Annotated in this window: 20 protein-coding genes; 2 read left to right on the forward strand and 18 right to left on the reverse strand. The window is 33.2% G+C overall.

Annotated features, from left to right (window positions below; all coding sequences use genetic code 11):
* Positions 1–193: 193 nt before the first annotated feature.
* The 8 genes from QI155_RS07440 to QI155_RS07475 are packed head-to-tail and all read right to left on the reverse strand — an operon-like array spanning position 194 to position 9,367.
* Positions 194–424, reverse strand: a complete 231-nt coding sequence (locus tag QI155_RS07440) for a hypothetical protein (protein WP_068861137.1) — start codon at positions 422–424, stop codon at positions 194–196.
* Positions 408–3,026, reverse strand: coding sequence for a chemotaxis protein CheA (locus QI155_RS07445; RefSeq protein ID WP_068861136.1), 2,619 nt, complete (start codon positions 3,024–3,026; stop codon positions 408–410). The genes QI155_RS07440 and QI155_RS07445 overlap by 17 nt, the downstream gene beginning before the upstream one ends.
* Entirely contained in the window at positions 3,019–3,393 is a 375-nt protein-coding gene (locus tag QI155_RS07450; protein WP_068861135.1) for a response regulator, read from the reverse strand. The genes QI155_RS07445 and QI155_RS07450 overlap by 8 nt, the downstream gene beginning before the upstream one ends.
* The gene (locus tag QI155_RS07455) at positions 3,390–4,265 is read right to left on the reverse strand and encodes a protein-glutamate O-methyltransferase CheR (RefSeq protein WP_281321364.1); all 876 of its coding nucleotides are present in this window, start codon (positions 4,263–4,265) and stop codon (positions 3,390–3,392) included. The genes QI155_RS07450 and QI155_RS07455 overlap by 4 nt, the downstream gene beginning before the upstream one ends.
* The gene (locus QI155_RS07460; RefSeq protein ID WP_068861133.1) at positions 4,255–4,881 is read right to left on the reverse strand and encodes a HEAT repeat domain-containing protein; all 627 of its coding nucleotides are present in this window, start codon (positions 4,879–4,881) and stop codon (positions 4,255–4,257) included. Before QI155_RS07460 ends, QI155_RS07455 begins: the two co-directional genes overlap by 11 nt.
* An 8-nt stretch (positions 4,882–4,889) precedes the next feature.
* Positions 4,890–5,951, reverse strand: coding sequence for a chemotaxis response regulator protein-glutamate methylesterase (locus tag QI155_RS07465; protein WP_068861132.1), 1,062 nt, complete (start codon positions 5,949–5,951; stop codon positions 4,890–4,892).
* A complete protein-coding gene (locus QI155_RS07470) occupies positions 5,948–7,444 on the reverse strand; it encodes a chemotaxis protein CheW (protein WP_068861131.1) in 1,497 nt (498 codons plus the stop codon). The genes QI155_RS07465 and QI155_RS07470 overlap by 4 nt, the downstream gene beginning before the upstream one ends.
* Positions 7,445–7,459: 15 nt before the next feature.
* Complete coding sequence (locus QI155_RS07475; RefSeq protein ID WP_068861130.1) at positions 7,460–9,367, reverse strand: methyl-accepting chemotaxis protein; 1,908 nt, start codon at positions 9,365–9,367, stop codon at positions 7,460–7,462.
* 332 nt (positions 9,368–9,699) lie between these two features.
* Here QI155_RS07475 and QI155_RS07480 point away from each other — a divergent pair, with 332 nt between their 5' ends.
* Together QI155_RS07480 and QI155_RS07485 are read left to right on the forward strand one after the other, a co-directional pair.
* Entirely contained in the window at positions 9,700–10,353 is a 654-nt protein-coding gene (locus QI155_RS07480) for a 4Fe-4S binding protein (protein ID WP_068861129.1), read from the forward strand.
* Positions 10,354–10,394: 41 nt separating this feature from the next.
* Positions 10,395–11,309 (forward strand): branched-chain amino acid transaminase, encoded by a 915-nt coding sequence (locus QI155_RS07485; RefSeq protein ID WP_068861128.1) that lies wholly within the window; start codon positions 10,395–10,397, stop codon positions 11,307–11,309.
* A gap of 1 nt (position 11,310) precedes the next feature.
* Here QI155_RS07485 and QI155_RS07490 read toward each other — a convergent pair whose 3' ends face one another.
* From QI155_RS07490 to QI155_RS07535, 10 genes are read right to left on the reverse strand one after another with little or no spacing between them, the layout of a single operon-like run.
* Entirely contained in the window at positions 11,311–11,550 is a 240-nt protein-coding gene (locus tag QI155_RS07490) for a hypothetical protein (RefSeq protein WP_068861127.1), read from the reverse strand.
* Between the two features lies 1 nt (position 11,551).
* Complete coding sequence (gene gatB, locus QI155_RS07495) at positions 11,552–12,985, reverse strand: Asp-tRNA(Asn)/Glu-tRNA(Gln) amidotransferase subunit GatB (protein WP_281321365.1); 1,434 nt, start codon at positions 12,983–12,985, stop codon at positions 11,552–11,554.
* 12 nt (positions 12,986–12,997) lie between these two features.
* Complete coding sequence (gatA, locus tag QI155_RS07500) at positions 12,998–14,452, reverse strand: Asp-tRNA(Asn)/Glu-tRNA(Gln) amidotransferase subunit GatA (protein WP_068861744.1); 1,455 nt, start codon at positions 14,450–14,452, stop codon at positions 12,998–13,000.
* A gap of 44 nt (positions 14,453–14,496) precedes the next feature.
* The gene (locus tag QI155_RS07505; RefSeq protein ID WP_068861743.1) at positions 14,497–15,597 is read right to left on the reverse strand and encodes an NADH:flavin oxidoreductase; all 1,101 of its coding nucleotides are present in this window, start codon (positions 15,595–15,597) and stop codon (positions 14,497–14,499) included.
* Positions 15,594–16,547, reverse strand: coding sequence for a 4-hydroxythreonine-4-phosphate dehydrogenase PdxA (pdxA, locus tag QI155_RS07510; protein WP_281321366.1), 954 nt, complete (start codon positions 16,545–16,547; stop codon positions 15,594–15,596). Before pdxA ends, QI155_RS07505 begins: the two co-directional genes overlap by 4 nt.
* Before the next feature lie 31 nt (positions 16,548–16,578).
* Entirely contained in the window at positions 16,579–17,241 is a 663-nt protein-coding gene (locus QI155_RS07515; protein ID WP_143600901.1) for an outer membrane lipoprotein carrier protein LolA, read from the reverse strand.
* Positions 17,242–17,245: 4 nt separating this feature from the next.
* A complete protein-coding gene (locus QI155_RS07520) occupies positions 17,246–18,835 on the reverse strand; it encodes a peptide-binding protein (RefSeq protein WP_281321367.1) in 1,590 nt (529 codons plus the stop codon).
* A 43-nt stretch (positions 18,836–18,878) separates the two neighbouring features.
* Positions 18,879–19,193, reverse strand: coding sequence for a preprotein translocase subunit SecG (secG, locus tag QI155_RS07525; protein WP_068861490.1), 315 nt, complete (start codon positions 19,191–19,193; stop codon positions 18,879–18,881).
* Between the two features lie 14 nt (positions 19,194–19,207).
* Positions 19,208–19,954, reverse strand: a complete 747-nt coding sequence (gene tpiA, locus QI155_RS07530) for a triose-phosphate isomerase (RefSeq protein ID WP_254045498.1) — start codon at positions 19,952–19,954, stop codon at positions 19,208–19,210.
* A 36-nt stretch (positions 19,955–19,990) separates the two neighbouring features.
* Positions 19,991–21,154: a class I SAM-dependent rRNA methyltransferase gene (locus tag QI155_RS07535; protein ID WP_068861492.1), complete on the reverse strand. Its 1,164-nt coding sequence runs from the start codon at positions 21,152–21,154 to the stop codon at positions 19,991–19,993.
* Positions 21,155–21,172: the final 18 nt, after the last annotated feature.

A 21,172-nucleotide genomic window follows, 5' to 3' on the forward strand; every position in this document is an offset into this window, starting at 1 on the left:
GGTGACAAATAAATGACATTTTAAGCTCCCTTTTCTATAAATCTGAATTCCTTCTCTATCATTTTTTACTCCCTCCTTCTATCATTATTACTCATTTTCTGTCATTCTGACTCTTCTTTTTGTCATTCTGAGCGACAGCGAAGAATCCCCTTCTTCTTTCAGAGAGATTCTGCGGGCATCACATAATTTTTTGCTATTGTCTGGTAGTCAGCCAATATTTTAAATCCTCCTTTTCGGGATGTGCTATTATTTCAGGTTTAAATACAAACAAAAGCTGAAGACAGGCAGTGTGAATGTGGCAGAGTTCTGTTAGATCTACCTTAGGTTTTTTTCTTTCAAGAAACCAATTAAATAAAGCATCTGCATCTTCAATACTTACTAAATCAATAAGTTTTGCCGTGTTATTTTTAAATTCTACTGGCATTTATTAACTCCTTTGGATTTATTATTAATAAAACTGAACCATCTCCCATTATTGCAGTGCCTGCAAAAACTTTCATATTAGCAAGAAATCCTGTAAAGGGTTTAAGAATTATATCTGCTGTTTCATGAAATTTATCTACTACTACTCCTGTTAATTCTCCTTTTACTGAAAGCACAAGCAGAGCATATTTTCCTTCTTCATTTATGACATGAGGCTTGTTTATCTCAAGTAAATCATTTAAATAAAAAATTGGCACAATTTTGTTTCTTAAGACAGTAGTCATCTTGCCCTTCACCCTTTTAATTTTTTGTTTTGAAATTCTAACAGTTTCAACAACTGATTCCATTGGAACACCATATTTTTCTTTTGCAGATTCAATTATCATTACATGTGACACAGCCATTGAAAGAGGTAAAGAAAGAGTGATAGTTGTCCTTTTATTTATGACTGATTGAACTCTGACAGAGCCTCCAAATTTTTCAACTGCTGTTCTTACAACATCCATACCAACTCCTCTCCCTGAAAGGTCTGTAGCGGACTCTGCAGTTGAAAAACCGGGCAGAAAGATTAGATTTATTGCTTCGTTTTCTTTCATTTTTTCAAACTGTTCTTCAGTTATTAATCCTTTCTGGTAGGCTTTAAGTTTAATCTTTTCAGCATCTATTCCTTTCCCGTCATCAATTACCTCTATTAATACATGGTCTGCCTCATGCTTTGCTTTTAAAATAATTGTTCCAGTTTCAGGTTTTCCTTTAGAGATTCTTTCTTCTGGTGTTTCAATTCCATGGTCAAGGCTGTTTCTGATTATATGAATAAGAGGGTCTGAAAGAGATTCAATTACATTTTTGTCTGCTTCTGTTTCTTCTCCTTCAATTACAAGTTTTACCTTTTTATTAAGTTTTTTTGACAAATCTCTTACAAGTCTTGGAAATCTTTGAAATACTGTAGAAACAGGAACCATCCTGATTTGCATTATTGCATCCTGCATTTCCTCTGAAATACGATTTAAAACACTGTATTGGGCTTTTATCTCCTTTGAAAGTTCTGATATGCCATAAAAATTATCTGCTTTTTGAGCAAGATAGGGAAGGCTATTTTTAGCAACAACAAATTCACCAATTAGATTCATGAGTCTGTCAATTTTTGTTTCATCTACTTTTAGAACCTTGCTGATAGTGTGTGATAAAGAGACTTCTTTTTCTTGTGATTCAGTAGATGTAAAAGTGATTTCAGGAGAGACTGTTTCATCTACTTTTTCCGATGGTAAAGAAAAACCAAATTTTGTTTCTATCCATTTTTTTAATAGTTTGAAATCCTTTGGAGAAGTTTTTTGGGATAATTCTTGAAATTCATTTAGAATTTCAGTTTTCTTTAAAGACATCAATCCATTTTCAATGCTTGAGATAATGGATTGCAAAATATTTGTTTTTATTATATTGTTTTCTATGGTTTTAAGTTTTTCAAGGACAATTTTTTGGCTATTAAGAATTTTCAAAAATTCTTCAGGGAATTCAGGCTTTTCTTCTTTTTTTTGGGGTAGTGTGGGTTCTTTCTCAAGACCAAATTTAGGAGGAGTCATTGTTTCAAGACTTTGCAAAAGAGCTTCTATAATGTTTTTTGTCTTCGGTAAATAATCAATTAAAAGCTCTATCCATCTTAACACAGAAGTAAAATATAGCTCAGAAGAAGACAGCTCAATAAGACTTTTTACAGCATTTTTAAAAGTTTGTACATTGTTTTCCTCTAAGTATTTTATTGCATCTGAGACAAAATCTTCATAAACAGGTCCACCATTTTTTTCGCCTTCAGGAATTATTAAGTCAGTAGGTTCAACATCAAAGAATTTAACTTGGTCAAGAACATATTTAAAATGTTCAGAAAGTTCTTCTTTGTTTGCAGAGGATAAAAGCTCAAAATTAGTTATGCATTGATAAATATCCATTAATGAAGGGTCAGGAATCTCTTCTCTTAAGTAAGACCTTACCCATATAAGTTCTGGAGTATTTCTTACAAGGTAAAGAGGGTCTTCACCTTTGTAAAAACATTCAGCCTCTGGTCCATACTGAATCAAAATAATTTTTTTACCCTTTAAAGCCTCTTTTACTGCTTTTATGCGGAATTCTTCAGGTATAACTGAAAAATCAAAAATTTTTTCTGCTATTTCTTCTTTTTTCTCAGGTTTTTCTTCAATTTTCTGCTCTCTTTTTTCAGGAGATTTTAGAAATTTCTCTTTTATCTCTTTAGCTTTTTTTTCGGCTAATTGAATTGAATTGTGAGAAATTGAACCAGAATCCTTTATCTCATCAATGATTATTGAAACTATATCCATTGCCTCAAGCAAAAGGTCTGCTATATCAGAACTGTAAGGAATTGTGCCTTCCCTTACAAGATTCATTAAATCTTCTGAAGCATGTAAGAGCTTTGTCATAGAAGGAAAATCAAAGAGTCCTGAGTTACCCTTTAGAGTATGAACAAGACGAAAAAGTTCATTTAAAAGGTTTTTGTCTTCACCATTTTCTTCAAGGACAATTAAAATTTCGCCAATTCTCTGTAGATAATCTCTGCTTTCAATAATAAACTGTTCAATTAAAGGGTTACTCATAAGACACTCCTGTTAAAAGTTTACAGTACTTTGAAAATTCTTCTGGTTTAACAGGTTTAACAATATAAAAATTAGCTCCTTCCTCAAAGGCTTTATCCATATCTTTTTCTTCAGCCTCTGTAGTTACCATAATAACGGGTGATTGCCGAATGTTTTCTGTTTCCCTCAATTTTTTGACAAAGGAATAACCATCAAGTTTTGGCATGTTTATATCAACTATGTAAAGGTCATAATCATTTATTAATGCTTTCTCAAAGGCTTCTAAACCATTTACAGCTTCTTCAACTTCAAAGCCTGCGTTTTCAATGATTTTTTTGTGATACATTCTTACTGTTGCTGCATCATCTACCACTAAAATTTTCTTCATTTGCCCTCCTCCAGAGGTTTCTGATAGACAATAGCTTCAGGAAATTTTCTTATTTTGAAGATAGGTGATATTCTGCTCATTGATTCTGAATGCCCAAGACAGATAAACCCGCCAGGATTCATTGTATCAAAGAGATTTTCAACAGCTATTTTTCTTGATAAGTCATCAAAATATATGAGAAGATTCCTACAAAATACAATATCAAATCCTCTGTATCTTTTTGTTTCTTTGGTATCTACAATATTTACCCTTGTGAATTCTACTGAATTACGGAGATCTTCGCAAATCTGATAATATCCATTCCCAAGATATTTAAGATATTTTTGAATGATTGCCCTTGGAAGATTTTGAACTGAACGTTCAGAGTAAATACCTTTTTGGGCATTATCAAGAGCATTTGTATCTATATCTGAAGATATAATTTCTATATCCCATTTATCAATTTCTTTCCAGTATTCAAGAAGGTATATTGCAATTGAATAGGGCTCTTCTCCTGTTGAACTCGGAATTGACCATATTCTAATTATATCTCCTCTTCTTTTTCTTAATACTATTTCAGTAAGCATTCTGTTAATCATACATTGAAATTGATATTCCTCTCTGAAAAAGTAGGTTTCATTTATTGTTAAAACATTTATTAAATTCTGTAATTCCCTTCCTGTTGATTCAAATCTCAAAAAGATAAAATAATTTTTAAAGCTATTGTGTCCTGTTGCTTTTATTCTTTCTATAAGTCTTCTATCAACAAAATATCTTTTGCTTTGCTCAAACATGATACCTGTTTTTCTATAAAAGTATTCTCTGAATTTATCAAAATCATCATCTGTTATTTTTATGTCAGGTTCATTTTTTAATGTACACCTATTGTTCACCAACCCTCCTTAAAGCTATATCAGAAACAAATTGAATATAGGGTTCATTTTTAAATCTTTCTTTTACTTTTTTTATTGCTGGTAAAGCTTCTTCTGTTCCTACTTCTGCAAGTAAGTCAAGAGCAGTAGAACAAACATTTATATTTTCATCTTTTTCGATAACATCAATAAGCCATTTAATTACTTTTGGATGCCTTAAACTTTCAAGAATATTTATGGTGAAGATTCTTATGTCGGACTCTTTATCTTGAAGTAATTTTTCAATATAGGGAGCAACCTGCTCAGGTATCTGTTTTAAAGCTTCAATTGCTGAGTTTCTTAAATGAGCATCATCGCTTTTTAAGTAATTAATCAGTCCTGAAATTGCTATTTCATCTCCAATTGCCAGTAGAGAACTTATTATAATTTCACGAACAGCGATATCTTTTTCTTTCTTAAGTTGTTCTATTAAATAACCTGATGCTTCTTTATACTCTGCAAGGTCTCTTGCTGCCCATCTTCTTTCTGTTGGGTTCTGGTTTGAGAGTTGTGTTATTAAACCATCAAAATCTCTTTGAATTTTTCGTCTTTCTTCTTTTATTTCAACTACTTTTTCTTCTTTCTTTTTTATTGGCATCTTTCACCTCATACATTATTTTTTGCCCATTTAATTAATTGTTTTGCTATTTTTTCTGCAGGCAAAACAACTGTTGCACCACCTCTTTCAATTAATTCTCTTGGCATTCCAAAAACTACAGCTGAATCCTCTGATTCAGCAATTGTTTTTCCACCTCTTTTTTTAATCTCAGTGAAAGCATCTGCTCCATCATGACCCATACCTGTAAGCATGACAGCTATAATTTTTTGGGGGTCACAACTCTCCAGTGCTGAACGACCAAGAATTTCTACAGAAGGATGCCAAAGAAATGATGGATTTTCAGGTTTGGAATGAACAATTAGTTTCTGAGCTCTTCTTGTTAATACTACATCAGTACCACCTTTTCCAATGTATATTGTTCCTGTTTCAACTGGCATAGGATGGTCAACTTCAACAACATTGAGTTCACAAATAGAGTTTAATCTTTCAGCAAAGGATTTTGTAAATGTAGGAGGCATATGCTGAGCTACTATTACAGGCATTGGAAAATCAGAAGGTAATTCAGGAAGAATTTCTTCAAGAGTTCTTGGTCCACCAGTTGAAACACCAATTAATACAAGCCGTTCATCTTTAGTAGAAATTTCTTTGGGAGGAGCAGGTCTTAGAATTTTTTCCCTCTCCTCCCTGATTTTTCTTACAAGTGCTTTTGCTTTTAATTTAGCTTTGGTAGCAGACCTTACCTTTGAAATAATTTCATCCCTTATTTCATCAATGTTTAAGGAAATTGTCCCACCAGGTTTTGTAACATAATCAACAGCGCCGAGATTTAAAGCCTCAAAAGTAGCAATCGCTCCTTTCTCAGTTAAAGAAGAAACCATCACTACTGGCACAGGTCTTTGGTTCATAATATGAGCTAAAGCTGTAATACCATCCATCTCAGGCATGTTAATGTCAAGTGTAATAACATCAGGCTGAAAACTGAGATTTTTCTCTATTGCCTCTTTGCCATTTCTTGCAGTTTCAATTACGAAATCTCCTTCTTTCTCAAAAATTTCCCTCAGAAGTTTTCTCATCAATGCAGAGTCATCAACGATGAGAATTTTTGTCATTCTTCAGTCTCCGATTTTTCTAATTCTTTTAATTCTTCTTTGTTAAGTAATTCCTTTGGTTCAATGATTTGTATTATTCTTCCCTGTTTTTCAAGATTAGCAACCCTTGTGAATATTTTAGCCTGTTCAGCAGAAAGTTCAGGTGATTTCTGAATAACAGATTTTGGAATTTTAAGAACCTCATTGACAGAATCAACAATAAATCCAACAGAGACATTATCAATAACAAAAACCATTATTCGCTGGTGCTCATCCATTTGTTTTTTTCCTATGTCAAATCTCTTACGAAGGTCAATAACAGGAAGAACATTCCCTCTTAAGTTTATCACTCCTTCTACAAAATCAGGAGTCTTAGGAACATGGGTTAATCCTTCAGGGATTCTTACTATTTCTTGAACACTTTCTATTGGAACTGCATATTCCTGCTCATCAAGTTTGAAAACTACAAATTGTTCCTCATCTTCCAGAATTTCTTCATTTTCTTTTTTTTCTTCTACGCCTTTTTCTGTTTCCAAAGAATTTAACGCCTCCTTTATATCTTTATGTTTAAAAAGGTTTGAAACTGATATTATAGAGACAAGCCTTTTGCCTTCATTTAACCGACAAATCTCTGCAATCTCAAAATCTTTCTCATCTTTTAAAATTATTGATGGCACAGGTTCAATAATAGATTCTGATACTCTAAGAACTTCTTTAACACTGTCAACAACTATTCCAACAGAAAGATTTCCCATTGAAAGAACTACAATTCTGTTCTGTTCAGTTAGTTGTTCTTCTGGAAAACCAAATAGTCTTCTCAGACTTGCAAGAGGTAGAATTTTGTCTCTCAAATTCATTATTCCTATTATTGATTGTTCTGAGTTCGGCACCTTTGTAATATGCTCAGGAATCTGAACTATTTCCTGAATATTTTCTATTAGTATTGCATATTCCTCATCAGAAACAGTAAAACTTACAAGTTGTCTTTCATCGGTGAGTATTTCTTCCTCTGTAGATTGTTCTTTAGAAGTAATTTCATATTCCTTTGATGAACCTTGAAGAATCTCAGAAAACTCCTTCTCAATTACCTTTTCAATGTCAAGTATCATCACCATCTTGAATTTAGCAATGTCTTTTATGACTCCTTTAAGAAAGTCGGATTTCACAATGCTTTTTATTTCTGAAGAAGTCTCTATTTTTGTTTCATCAACATCTATTACACTGGATACATTATCTACTAAAAAACCGAGTGTCTGACCTAAATCAATAACAATGACTCTACTTGATTCATCAATTGTCTTTTCTTCTAATCCAAAAACTTTTCTTAAATTGATAATAGGTAAAACCTTTCCCCTTAAATTGGCAAGTCCCATAAGTGATGGAGGTGATTTGGGAACTTTGACTATTTCAGGAACACGGATAATTTCCTGAACAGGTGCCATATTTATTGCAAATATTTCTCTATCAATTAAAAATGTAACAAATTCATTAGCCACAACTTCCGTCTCTACCATTTTAACCTCCCTCTGTTATGCAACTGACTGAAGTTCATCTGCAAGAGAGGCTATTTCTTCAATGGCAGCTGCAAGTTCTTCTGCCCCCTGAGCTTGTTGTTTTGCTGCTGAAGCAGCCTCCTCAGTTGCTTTTTCTGCTTCCTGAGCAGCAGATGCTATCTGTTCTACAGCTTTCTTCACCTGTCCGATAGCAACAACTATCTCTTCTGAACTACTTAGAATTTCCTCTGAACCTGCTTTGACTTCCTGCATATCTTTTTCTATTGTATTTAATCCCTCTGTAGCAATTTTTGCCTTTTCCGTTTCTTCTACTGCTGACTTCATTATCTCTTCTATATCACGCATTACAATATTTACTTGATCCTGAATTGCTTTTACCATATCCTTTATTTTTTCTGCATTTACTGCTGAATCATGGGCAAGATTTCTTATATCTGAAGCAACAACTGCAAATCCTTTACCAAATTCTCCAGCACGAGCTGCCTCTATGGCACCACTTACTGCAAGCATGTTTGTCTGAACAGAAACCATTGTTATGGCATCAACTATCTTGTCTATTTTTCTTGAAAGGATTTCAAGTTCTTTTATCCTTTGAAGATTAAGTTTTGCCTCTTCAGCAGACTGAATAATCCCCTTTACCATTTCATTAACAGCAATTTTATTATCACCAAGAAGTTTCTGAATTGCTATAATTTTTTCAAGAGAACCTTTTGCACGATTCTGGGCAATTTCAAGCCCTTTTTCAATCTGGCTCACTGCTGCACTTAATTCCTCTGATGCACTTGCCTGATTCTGTGCTCCTTTTCTGACCTGTTCAAGTGCTGCTGAAATCTGAGCAGCAGAGCGGTTTATCTCTTGAAGAGCACTTGAAAGTTCTTCAGCAGTTGATGCAACTTCTTCTGCACTCTTTGCAACATCTGTTGAGCTTTTTAAATCTTCAGCTAACTCTGAAAGATTCTGAGCAGACTGTTCTGCCTCCTGAAGTGCCTGAGCCTGTTCAGCCACAGTTTTTGATACTTCTTCTGCAGCAGCTGATTGTTCCTCTGCAGCAGCTGCGATATCCTCTGCTCCTTTTAAAGCCTGCTGTGTTGCAACATCAGACTGATGAGCACCTGTTGCTATTTCTTGAGCTCCTTTTACTATTTCAACCATGTCTGTTCTGATTTGTTCAAGTTGAGAAGAAACTATTTTACCTTTTTCTGCTTCCTCTTTAACTTTATTTGCAGAAGAATTGATACCATCTGCTATATTTTTTACATCTTGTTGAATTTGCCCTACTAATTCTTGAATCTGTTTTGCACTTTTTTCAGAGGTTTCAGCAAGGGTTCTTACTTCATCAGCTACCACAGCAAAGCCTTTACCATGTTTGCCTGCTCTTGCTGCCTCTATTGCCGCATTTAAAGCAAGTAAATTTGTCTGGTCTGCTATTTTTGCTACAGTTTTTACTATTTCTCCTATGTTTGCAGACTGTTGTTCAAGTTCTGCAACTTTTTTTACTGATTCAATCTGTCTTTCAGAAGCTAAAACAACATTTTTAACAAGAGCATCAATATCACTGTTTACCCTTGCAATAAGTGCCTGAGCATTTTCAACTTTTGCCTGAGAAATCTCTGAATTTTTCATCTGTTTTGTAATAGTTCCTGCAACCTGTTTAAAAGCAGAAAGACACTCCTGAGATGCACCTGATGCCTGTTCAGCACCTGCAGCAATCTGCTGTGCGGAGCTTTTAAGTTCTTCAACTGCTGAAGAGGCTTCTGCAATACCTGATGCAAGTTGACTTGTTGCAGCTGCTATCCTTTCTGCTATCTGTTGTTGTTTTGCAAGAGTTCTTGCTCTCTTTCTTTGTGCTTCGGCATCTCTTGATGAAGTTGTAAAGGTTTTAGTTGTCTCTGTTTTTGATGATACTTTCTTAACCAATGCCATTTTTTTACCTCCTCTTTTTATTTTAAGACTATGCTAAAAAAGGATATAAAATCCTTTCTGGGTGAGACAGAATTTCCGTAAAACTGCGATCTTTTCGTTATAAAATATTGATTTATAAGGTTTTTTTCGGGGGGGGGGTAGAATGTAATATTCTTCTGAATAGCCTAAAAATAATTGCTACCATAATAGGTCTATTCAATTGTAACATACAAAAAAATACCATAAAGTTTCAAAAATTTCAAGATATTTTCAGTCTATGATTTAAATCATAAATCTCTGATATAGCAACATATTAAAATTAAATTAAAGATAATTTAATAGGAGGTCATAAAATGGTTAAAAGAAAAATAGTTCATATTGATGAGGAAAAATGTGATGGTTGCGGTCTTTGTGTAAATGCCTGTGCTGAAGGTGCAATTAAAATATTGAATGGTAAAGCAGTTTTAATTGATGAAATTTATTGTGATGGACTTGGTGCTTGCCTTGGAAGTTGTCCTAAAGGTGCAATCACCATAGTAGAAAAGGAAGCAAAGCCTTTTAGTGAGGAGGCAGTGCACAAAAAAATGAATTTGATTACAAAAAAAGAAACACCAACATGTGAGTGTTTAACATTAGAAGGATTTCACAAACTCAGTAACTGGCCTATTCAGTTAAAGTTAGTTCCTGTAAATGCGCCATTTTTAAAAGATGCTGATTTGTTAATTGCTGCAGATTGTACAGCTTTTTCCTTTAAAAAATTCCATGAAGAAATTTTAAAGGATAGAAAACTTATAATAGCCTGTCCAAAACTTGATGATTCGAGATTTTATCTGGATAAATTAACAGAGATATTCAGAAACAATAATGTTAAATCAGTGGTGATTCTAAGAATGACTGTCCCCTGTTGTGGAGGCTTAACATGGCTTGTTAATGAATCTATAAAAAGGTCAGGTAAAAACATAGAAGCTGAGGAGAAAGTTATTGGAATCGAAGGAACAGTGAAATAAATTATTGACTTTATTTATCGTTTTGTAGTTTAATATTCTTCATGATTCCGAAAACAGAAAAGATATGGATGGATGGTAAATTTGTAGATTGGGATGATGCAAAGGTACATGTTCTTACCCATTCCCTTCATTACGGATTGGCAATTTTTGAAGGAATAAGGTGTTACAATACAGAAAAAGGTCCAGCAGTCTTTAGATTAAAAGATCATGTGGAAAGACTATTTAAATCTGCTCATATATTTACATTAAAAATACCTTTTACAGAAGAAGAAATTTTTGAAGCCATAAAAGAAACAATTAGAATAAATAAAATTGATTCTTGCTACATAAGACCAATTGTTTTTGTAGGTTATGGAAACATGGGGGTTTATCCTAAAAATAATCCTATTCAAGTGGTAATTGCTGTGTGGCGCTGGGGTGCCTATCTTGGAGAAGAAGGACTTCAGAAGGGAATAAGAGTCAAAATATCTTCTTTTATTAGAAATCATGTAAATTCAAACATGTCAAGGGGAAAAGTGGCTGGATACTATGTTAACAGCCAACTTGCTAAAATTGAGGCAATTTCATGTGGATTTGATGAAGCTGTTTTACTTGATACAGAAGGATATGTTTCTGAAGGAAGCGGTGAAAATATCTTTTTAGTTCGTAAAGGTATCTTGAAAACCACACCACTTACTTCTATTCTTGAGGGAATAACAAGGGATTCAGTCATTACAATTGCAAAAGACTTAGGAATTGAAGTAAAAGAAGAAAGATTTACTCGTGACGAACTTTATATTTCCGATGAAGCTTTCTTCACAGGAACAGCAGCAGAAATAACGCCTATCAGAGAGATTGATGGAAGAACAATTGGTTTGGGAAGTCGTGGTCCAATAACAGAAAAGATACAAAATTTATTTTTTGATATAGTTAAAGGTAAAGTTCCAAAGTATCAACACTGGCTTGATTTTGTCTAATTTATTTTAAATTCATTTTCTTTGCTGCTTCATCAATTTCATCGTCTTTTAAATTTTTGTGAAGCTTTGCTTTATTTCCATTTCTTAGGATTTCGATTAATTCTTGTTTTGTCTTAATGGCTTTTTCATGGAATACTTTATCAAGAGACTTTTCATCTTTATGGCATTTGTCACATTTCAGAGCAAAGGCATCTGTTGATAAAAAAGATAAAATCAAAAATAGGGCTACAATAATAGGCATTTTATTCTCCTTTTTTCAATTCTTGTAAAATAAGCTCATTTACTAATTTTGGATTAGCTTTACCTTTAGTTAATTTCATCACCTGTCCAACAAAAAATCCGATTAGTTTTTCCTCGCCTGCTTTAAATCTTTCAACTTCCTTAGGATTTTTTATAATTACTTCTTTAATTGCATCAACTATAATAGAACTATCAGAAATTTGTGTAAGTCCCTTTTCCTTAACAATCTTTTCTGCTGATTTTCCAGTTTTATACATTTCCTCAAAGACATCTTTAGCAGTGTTTCTGTTTATTGTCCCTTTTTCAATAAGTGTTAAAAGTTCAACAAGTTCTTGAGGAGTTAATCTACATTCTGTAATATCCTTACCATCTTCATTTAACAGTCTTAAAAGTTCTACCATAATCCAGTTCGATACTTCTTTTGGTTTTCCACCTAAGGTTACTGCTTTTTCAAACCATTCAGCAAGAGCTTTCTCTTCTGTAAGAATTTGAGAGTCATATTCAGGTAATCCGTACTCTTTTATAAATCTTTCAAATTTTTGATCTGGAAGTTCAGGCATTGTTTTTTTAATTTCTTCAATCCATTCCTCTGAAACAATTACTGGTACAAGGTCAGGCTCAGGAAAATATCTATAATCATGGGCTTCTTCTTTTGAACGCATTGACTGAGTAGTACCTGTCTGAGAATCCCAAAGTCTTGTCTCCTGTATTATTTTTTCTCCTGCTTGGAGAAGTTTTATCTGTCTTTTAATTTCATATTCGAGGGCTTTTTCAACAAACCTGAAGGAGTTAATATTTTTAATCTCTGTTTTAACCCCGAATTCAGTAGAACCAACAGGTCTTACAGAAACATTAGCATCGCAGCGAAGAGAACCCTGTTCAAGATTTCCATCACAGACTCCAAGATATCTAAGTATAGTTCTTAATTTTTTCATATATAGGGCAGCTTCTTTAGGTGATCTTATGTCAGGTTCTGATACAATTTCCATTAAGGGTACACCAGTTCTGTTAAAATCAACAAAGCTGTATCCTGAAGGATCATGAATATTTTTACCTGCGTCTTCTTCAAGATGAATTCTCTTTATTCGAATTTTTATTTTTTCTCCGTTAACTATTATCTCAAGATAACCATCCTCACATAAGGGAAGTTCATACTGACTTATTTGATAACCTTTTGGAAGATCGGGATAAAAATAATTTTTTCTTGCAAATCTACTATAGGGAGCAATCCTACAGTTCATTGCCAGTCCTGTCTTAATTGTGTATTCAACTGCTCTTTTATTTAACACTGGAAGTACCCCTGGCATTCCAAGACAGACAGGACAAACTTGAGTATTAGGTTCTGCTCCAAATTGGGTGGAGCAACTACAAAATATTTTACTTTCTGTTAAAAGTTGAGCATGAACTTCTAATCCAATTACTGCTTCGTATTGCATTTTCACTCCTTTTTATAAAGTTGGTTTCATTTTATGCCATGGAGTTGATTGTTCATAAGCATAGGCAAGCTGAAGTATTCCAGCTTCATCAAAGGGTTTACCAATAATCTGAAGACCAATGGGAAGTCCCTTCATATTGAATCCGCAAGGTATTGATATAGCAGGAAGTCCTGCAAGATTAACAGAAATTGTAAATATATCAGATAGATACATCTGAAGGGGGTCATCTATTTTTTCACCAATTTTAAAAGCTGGAGTAGGTGCAGTTGGTGTTACAATAAAATCAACTTTTTCAAAGGCTCTTTCAAAATCTCTCTTTATTAGGGTTCTTACCTGTAAAGCTTTTTTATAGTATGCTTCATAATATCCTGCTGAAAGAGAGTAGGTTCCAAGCATTATTCTTCTTTTTACTTCAGTCCCAAAACCTTTTGACCTTGTTTTCATATACATCTCAAGTAAATCTTTGCCAGAAACTCTAAGACCATATTTTACTCCATCATATCGTGCAAGATTTGAAGAAGCCTCTGAAGTAGCAATAATATAATAAGTGGCGACAGCATATTCAGTATGGGGTAAAGAGATTTCTACAGGAATACAGCCAAGAGACTCAAGATGTTTTATGGCATCATTTATTCTTTCTTCAACTTCCTTATCCATTCCTTCTATGAAGTATTCTTTAGGAATACCAATTTTCAATCCTTTTATATCTTTACCAAGATATTCTGTAAAGTCAATAACTCCTATTGGAGCAGATGTTGAATCCATAGGGTCATATCCTCCTATTACATTCATAATCAGTGCAGCATCTGCAACACATTTTGTAATAGGACCAATTTGATCCAAAGAAGAAGCAAAGGCAACAAGTCCAAAACGGGAGACCCTTCCATAAGTGGGTTTAAGTCCAACAACTCCACAAAAGGAGGCTGGTTGTCTGATACTTCCACCTGTGTCAGAACCAAGTGCTGCGATACATTCATCCGCCGAAACAGCAGCAGCACTTCCACCTGAGCTTCCTCCCGGAACTCTTTCTAAATCCCAGGGATTTCTTGTTATGTGAAATCCAGAGTTTTCAGTTGATGAACCCATTGCAAATTCATCCATATTGGTTTTTCCAACAAGAATGTATTTGTTTTCCATTAGTCTTGATGTAACAGTGCTTTCATAGGGTGGAGCAAAATTATATAGAATTTTTGAAGCACAAGTAGTAGGTATCCCTTTTGTGCAAATGTTATCTTTTACAGCTATAGGAATGCCTGTTAAAATACTTTTTTTGCCAGAAAAAACAGCATTTTCAGCATCCTTTGCCATATTATAGGCTTTTTCTACAGTCAAAGTTATAAAAGCTTTAACTTTTCCTTCAACTTCCTGTATTCTTTTAAATACATCTATAATGATTTCATGGGGCCTTATTTCTCCTCTGTGAATCATTCTTGCCAGTTCTACAACTGTTAATTTATGAAGTTCCAAAATCTAACCTCCTTAAAAATTTTTCTCAATTAACTTAAAGCAATTTATTTCTTTTTTTCAAGTTGTGTACATTTAACATATTCCAATTTCATAAATCTCATACATCCATTGCATGATATGCAGTCAGATAATTCTTTCCCTTTCATCCATTTTTTTGGTAAATCAGGTTCTATAATTAAAGGTCTTGAAAGAGAAATCAAGTCTGCATCATTTTTTTGTAAAATATCCTCTGCCACTGAGCGAGAACGAATCCCTCCTACAAGCATAATAGGAACCTTAAGATTTTTTTTAAATTCTCTTGAAAATTCTCTAAAATATGCTTCTTTCTCTGGTGAATCAATCTTCATCCTTACAGGTCTTTTTTCGGGTTTTGATTCCACAATTCCACCACTTACCTCAATTGCATCTATTCCTAAATTTTCAAGTCTTTTAGCAATTCTTAAGCTTTCTTCTAAAGTAACTCCTCCTTCAACAAAGTCACAGGCATTAAGTTTTATCATCACTGGGAAGTCATATCCTACATTGTCTCGGATGCTGTTATAAACTTCTTCAAGAAAATGGAATCTTCTTTCTTCATCGCCTCCCCAGTAATCATTTCTTTTGTTTGTGTAGGGAGACAGAAACTGATTTACAAGATATCCATGGGCTCCGTGAATCTGAATACCATCAAATCCTGCTTCTTTAGCTCTTCTTGCAGATTTACCAAAAGATTCAATAAGTTCCCATATTTCTTCCTGTGTAAGTTCACGTGGCTTGACTTTATAAATCGGTTCATATACTTCTGAAGGTGCAACTGGTTTATCACCACCAAGAAAAAGCGGAGCACACTGTCTTCCACCATGATTTAGCTGAATTACAATTCTTCCACCAGCTTCATGAACAGCAGAGGTTAGTTTTTTTAATCCTTCAATGTAAAAGTCATTGTGAATACAAAGCATTTTAGGAGCACTTCTTCCAGATAGATGAACAAGAGCATTTCCAGTAATTATTAAACCTACACCACCTTTTACAAGATTTATATAAAGATTTATAAGTTTATCTGTAACAAAACCATCTTCATCTGCCATTTTTTCATAGGTTGCAGAACGGACAATTCTGTTAGGCATCTTAATTGTTTTAATTTCAAAGGGGGTAAATAGTTTCATACAATCACCATCCTTGATGCAAGTTTAATAGCCTCAATGAGGCTTGTAGGATCTGCCTTTCCCTGCCATGCTATATCGTAGGCTGTTCCATGATCTGGAGAAGTTCTTATAAATGGAAGTCCTACAGTGAAGTTAACTCCTTTCTGAAAGGCAATAAGTTTAAATGGAGCAAGTGCTTGATCATGATACATTGCAACTACAATATCAAATTCACCATCTAAAGCCTTCTTAAAAATAGTATCAGCAGGGTAGGGTCCTGAAACATTTATTCCTAAAGCTTTTGCTTCTTTGATTGCTGGTTTAATTTCATCAATTTCTTCTCTTCCCATAATTCCTTCTTCTCCTGCGTGTGGATTAAGCCCGCAGACTGCGATGCGAGGATTTTCAATTTGAAGCATATCACAGGCTTTTTTTGCAAAAAAGATTGTTTTTATTACTTTTTCTTTTTTTACAAGATGAGGAACATCTTTTAGTGGAACATGTATTGTTGTAAGAATTACTTTTAATTGTTCACAGTAAAAAGCCATTGCATAATCATCTGTATCAGTAAGTTCAGCAAGCATATCTGTATGCCCAAGCCAAGGAAGTCCTGCCATTCGCAAGGCTATTTTTGTTATTGGACAGGTAACAATTGCTTGGATTATTCCAAGTCTGTATAGCTCCACAGCTTTTCTTATATAAGAAAAGGATGCTCTACCTGATTCCTCAGATGGAGCGCCTTTTATGAGTTTTGCCGGATTTGGAATTTCATTTAAATTTAATAATTCTATATTGTCAGGATCAAAATCTATTCCAATTTTTTTGATTACTTCTTTTATAATGCTTCTATCACCTATAACTATAGGATTACAGATTTTATAGATGTCTTCCTGAGCAAAGGCTTTCACAATAATCTCTGGACCAATTCCTGCTGGATCTCCCATAGTAATAGCAACTCTTCTTTTAGTCATTTTATGCCTCCTACGAAGTATAAGTTAAGTTTTAATATTTTAAGACAGTGTCATCTTTTTTAGGTGTAAATTTAAATATGGAGTCTTTGAGATTTGTATTTATTTTTACATTGCTAAAATCAATTTTAATAGTATTTGCAGAAGCATCTAATACTTTCATTGACTTTACAGGGAAATCTCCATCAGCAATCCTTACCTCTATTGTTTTTATGTTTCCCATTTTACTTTTAGGAATTAGTAAAATTGTGTTTTCAGATTTTTCAGTAACTTCAAAATCTTTTTTTAAATCTGCCATTCTGCCTAAAAGTGCCAGCGGAAGTTGCCCGTATTTTTCCTCATTAAATTCGCTCTGTATTGCCTGTTTTCTTTTTTTGTCATAGACAATGAGAGTTTTTTTATTGATATATATAGTTTGAGAATGTTCTCCAGTATACTGCCATCGGATTTTATCTCCCTTTATAAAGAATCTGCCTTTAAATTGTTGAATTTTGTCTAAATCTTTAATGTAGCTTGTCTGAGTAAAACTACCACTTATATCGTTAATATTTTTATAGGCATCTTCAAGTTTTGATATTCCATTTTGAGCAAAAGTTAGAGAAGGCAGTGACAGTAATATTAAAAAAAGGATGAGATTCTTTGTTACGCTAAGAATGACATTTAATTGAGTGATTTTTGTTATAATGGAAATTTTCATATCTTTAATTATACCAATCAAGATAATTTTTTGGCACATACCAGAAAATGTAATTATGCCATATTCCCGCTGAAGCTGGCTCAATTCCTCTAATTCTTTTATTAACCGCAATTATTGTATCAGGTACATAAAGAAATGTATAGGGTTGATCTTCTGTTATTAATTCGTGAATTCTCCAGTAAAGCTTTTTTCTTTCTTCTTTATTGAGGATCTGTCTTGCTTTTTCAATAAGGCTATCTACCTCTTTATTGCTATAACCAACAAAATTAAACTCTCCTGGCTTGGTTTTTGATGAGTGAAAAATATCATACAAATCCGGATCACGAGAAAGGGACCAGCCAAGAAGAACTGCTTGAAACTGTCTTTTTGTAACAAGTTCAAGAAAACTTTGCCATTCAAGAACTCTTATGTTTAGTTCAATTCCAATTTTTTTAAGTTGTTCCTTAATGATTTGGGCAGTTTTAAGCCTTGCTTCGTTTCCCTGATTTACAAGTAAAATAAAGGAGAATTTCTTACCATCTTTTACAAGAATTCCGTCGTTCCCCTGTTTCCAACCTTCTTCATAAAGAATTTCTTTTGCTTTTTCTATATCATATTCAAAATCCTTTATATTTGGATTATATGCCCATGAAGAGGGAGGAAAAGGTCCTGTACATGGAGTTCCGTATCCAAGTAAAACTCCCTCAATTATTTCCTTTTTATTGATAGCATGGGCAATTGCTTGACGAACTTTTTTTTCTGAAAATAAAGGGTCTTTAAGATTATAGCCAATGTATGTATATCCAAAAGAAGGATATCTATATACATTAAAATATTTTTTGAAATAGGCTTTATTTCCATAATATTTATACTGAGCAGGATTAAGTCCCATAAAATCAATTCCGCCAAATCGCAATTCAAGAAACATGGTTGAAGGGTCTGGAATAATTCTTGTTATAAATTTTTCAAAAAAGGGGATGCCTTCATAGTAGTTTTCATTTTTTTCAAGAACAACTCTTTGTCCTGTAATCCATTCTTTAATTTTATAGGGTCCTGTTCCAATAGGAGTTCTGTTTAATTGAGAGTTAAAGAGTTCTTTTCCTTCAAGTAAATGTTTCGGTAGTATCCCCATTCCCCAGGACTCTAAGGCTGGTGCAAAGGGTTTCTCGTAAATCACTTTTACTGTGTATTTATCAACTGCTTTTACTTCTTTTACTGGACCATAATTGCTGCTGTAAGGAGTGGGATTCTTTGGATCAGTTACTGCTTTATATGTAAAAACAACATCTTCTGCTGTAAATTCAAAACCATCATGCCATTTAATCCCTTTTCTTAGATAAAAAATAATTTCTTTTCCATTTTTTGAAATTTGCCATGATTCCGCAAGATCTCCAACTATGTTTAAATTTTTATCATATTTTGTGAGTCCATTAAAAATCTTTCCACTTATATCAGCACTTGCGGAATCAGATGCAAATAGGGGAAGAAGTCTTTTACCATCAGCAGAGGAGGCACCTGTTATGCTGAAAGGTTCTTTTATTTCAGGAGTTCGTTCGCAGGAAAAAATGAATAATAGGGATAATGAAAGAAAAAATATGAGATATTTTTGGAGCATATTTTATTTCACTTTAGTTTGCAAAATAAATGGAAAATACCTGTTATTTCTGTTGCAATGGTTCTCCTGCTGGTTGCTGTAAAGGCTGAGTCTGAACTGGAATATTTACATCAGATACAACAGATTTTGTTCTTGTAGTCATGTAAGTCAAAAAGAATGATGAAAGCATAAATAAAACTGCCACCACAGTTGCTACTTTATTGAGAAATGTGGCTGCACCTCTTGGTCCAAAAAGGGTTTGAGATGAACCTCCTCCAAAGGCTGGTCCAAGCTCTGCACCTTTACCTCTGTGAAGTAAAACAACAATAATCATTACAATACATAGAATTATGTGAAAAGTTAAAAGCAGGGTTTTCATAGAATCCTCCTTATTTATTTTTGTTTTTCATATTTTACAATTTTTGAAAACTTCTGAGCATCAAGACTTGCTCCACCCACTAAAACACCATCAACGTTATCTACATTCATTATGGCATAAATATTTTCTGGAGTAACACTTCCACCGTAAAGTATTCTTACAGAGTCAGCTTTTTCAGAGTAAATCTCTTTTAATTTATCTCGAATAAATGCGTGGGCTTCTTCAATCTGTTTTTCTGATGCAACTATCCCTGTACCAATTGCCCAGACTGGCTCATAGGCTAAAACAATAGAGCTGGGATTGTTTATATTTTCAAGTCCTTTTTCTATCTGTCTTTTTAAAACATCAAAGGTCATGTTGGATTGTCTTTCCTCAATTGTCTCTCCAATACAAAAAATAACTTTCAATTGTTCATTAATAGATGCCTTAATTTTGCGATTTATTATTTCATCTGTCTCTTGAAAATATTTTCTTCTTTCTGAATGTCCGATTATTACATACTCAACATTTAAATCTTTTAGCATTGTTGGAGAAATCTCTCCAGTGTAAGCACCTTTTTTTTCATAAAAAACATTTTGTGCACAGAGCTTAATAGGGGTATTTTCTAATGCTTTACCAACGCTTTCAAGGCATACAAAAGTTGGAGCAATACCAATTTCTCTATCCTTTATTTCTTTAATTGATGGAATAAAATCTCTAAGAAAATCTAATGATTCCTTAACAGTTTTATTCATTTTCCAGTTGGCAACAAAAAATTTCATCCGCATAATCTAAAAGTTTAATTAAATCAGTTTATTTTAGTCAAATAATTTAATAATTAAACACTTTAAATAGGATGTCTCAGGCATACTTAAAAGTATAGGATGGTCTTTACTTTGTGTTCCTCTATATATTAATTTTCCTGTTTTTTTGTTTCTTAAAAAAGCCTCCTTTATGACTTCATAAAAATCGTAATCAGATACATGTTGAGAACATGAGGAAGTGGCAATAATTCCTTCTTTTTTTAAAAGTTTTATTGCTAAAGTATTCAAGTTTAAATAACCCTCCAAAGCATCCTTTTTTTCATTTTTTGATTTTACAAAAGCCGGAGGATCAACAACAATTAAATCATATTTTTTATCTTTCTTTATCTCCCATTTTAAATAATCAAACACATCTGCCTTTATAAACTGAGATTTATCAATTAAATTGTTTATTTTTGCGTTTTCTTTAGCTAAATCTATTGCATTTTGAGAACTATCAATTCCTGTTATCTTTATTCCTTTTTTTGCCATATGAAGGCTCCATGAGCCGACATAACAAAAAAGATCAAGTCCTTCACCTTTGGTAATAAGATTTTTAAGAAAAATTCTATTTTCTCTTTGATCAAGAAAAAAGCCTGTTTTTTGTCCATGAAGAGGATCAAACAAAAATTTAATATCATCTTCAATTATTAAAGGAAATTCATTTAGATCTCCTTTTACAATAGTTTTTTCAAGTTTTAATCCTTCTTTTAATCTTGAGTGGGAATCATTTCTAAGAATTATTATTTCAGGGCTAAAGATGGTATCTAATATTTTGATTATCATTTCTTTAAAATTTTCCATTCCTGCAGTTAATATCTGAATAACTAAACATTTATTATATTTATCAACAATCAAGCCTGGTAAAAAGTCTGATTCGCTGAAAATCAATCGATAATTTTCCTTTAGTCCCAAAAATTCTTCCCTGTATTGCTTACATTGGATAATTCTACTTCTAAAAAACTGTTCATCAATTGTTAGTTCTTTGAAACTAAGCAGTCTTATAGAAATTGTTGATTTGGGATTTATGTATCCTACACCAATAAATTTATTACTCTTTGATTCATATACTTTTACAAGAGTTCCAGAGTAAAGATTAGATATATCAGAGACTATTTCATTTTTATAAATCCATAAACTTCCATATCTTTTTGAAGGCTTAACAAAAATTTTCTCCATGAAGCATAGTTTGAAAAT

Source organism: Thermodesulfovibrio sp. 1176, from assembly GCF_029946585.1.
In the GTDB taxonomy this organism is placed as follows: Bacteria; Nitrospirota; Thermodesulfovibrionia; order Thermodesulfovibrionales; family Thermodesulfovibrionaceae; genus Thermodesulfovibrio.

Excerpts from the sequence above, each read along its gene's own strand:
- QI155_RS07440 (WP_068861137.1), bottom strand. The coding sequence starts at position 424 with ATGCCAGTAGAATTTAAAAATAACACGGCAAAACTTATTGATTTAGTA.
- QI155_RS07445 (WP_068861136.1), bottom strand. The coding sequence starts at position 3,026 with ATGAGTAACCCTTTAATTGAACAGTTTATTATTGAAAGCAGAGATTAT.
- QI155_RS07450 (WP_068861135.1), bottom strand. The coding sequence starts at position 3,393 with ATGAAGAAAATTTTAGTGGTAGATGATGCAGCAACAGTAAGAATGTAT.
- QI155_RS07460 (WP_068861133.1), bottom strand. The coding sequence starts at position 4,881 with ATGCCAATAAAAAAGAAAGAAGAAAAAGTAGTTGAAATAAAAGAAGAA.
- QI155_RS07465 (WP_068861132.1), bottom strand. The coding sequence starts at position 5,951 with ATGACAAAAATTCTCATCGTTGATGACTCTGCATTGATGAGAAAACTT.
- QI155_RS07470 (WP_068861131.1), bottom strand. The coding sequence starts at position 7,444 with ATGGTAGAGACGGAAGTTGTGGCTAATGAATTTGTTACATTTTTAATT.
- QI155_RS07475 (WP_068861130.1), bottom strand. The coding sequence starts at position 9,367 with ATGGCATTGGTTAAGAAAGTATCATCAAAAACAGAGACAACTAAAACC.
- QI155_RS07480 (WP_068861129.1), top strand. The coding sequence starts at position 9,700 with ATGGTTAAAAGAAAAATAGTTCATATTGATGAGGAAAAATGTGATGGT.
- QI155_RS07485 (WP_068861128.1), top strand. The coding sequence starts at position 10,395 with ATGATTCCGAAAACAGAAAAGATATGGATGGATGGTAAATTTGTAGAT.
- QI155_RS07490 (WP_068861127.1), bottom strand. The coding sequence starts at position 11,550 with ATGCCTATTATTGTAGCCCTATTTTTGATTTTATCTTTTTTATCAACA.
- gatB (WP_281321365.1), bottom strand. The coding sequence starts at position 12,985 with ATGCAATACGAAGCAGTAATTGGATTAGAAGTTCATGCTCAACTTTTA.
- QI155_RS07505 (WP_068861743.1), bottom strand. The coding sequence starts at position 15,597 with ATGAAACTATTTACCCCCTTTGAAATTAAAACAATTAAGATGCCTAAC.
- pdxA (WP_281321366.1), bottom strand. The coding sequence starts at position 16,547 with ATGACTAAAAGAAGAGTTGCTATTACTATGGGAGATCCAGCAGGAATT.
- QI155_RS07515 (WP_143600901.1), bottom strand. The coding sequence starts at position 17,241 with ATGAAAATTTCCATTATAACAAAAATCACTCAATTAAATGTCATTCTT.
- QI155_RS07520 (WP_281321367.1), bottom strand. The coding sequence starts at position 18,835 with ATGCTCCAAAAATATCTCATATTTTTTCTTTCATTATCCCTATTATTC.
- secG (WP_068861490.1), bottom strand. The coding sequence starts at position 19,193 with ATGAAAACCCTGCTTTTAACTTTTCACATAATTCTATGTATTGTAATG.
- tpiA (WP_254045498.1), bottom strand. The coding sequence starts at position 19,954 with ATGAAATTTTTTGTTGCCAACTGGAAAATGAATAAAACTGTTAAGGAA.
- QI155_RS07535 (WP_068861492.1), bottom strand. The coding sequence starts at position 21,154 with ATGGAGAAAATTTTTGTTAAGCCTTCAAAAAGATATGGAAGTTTATGG.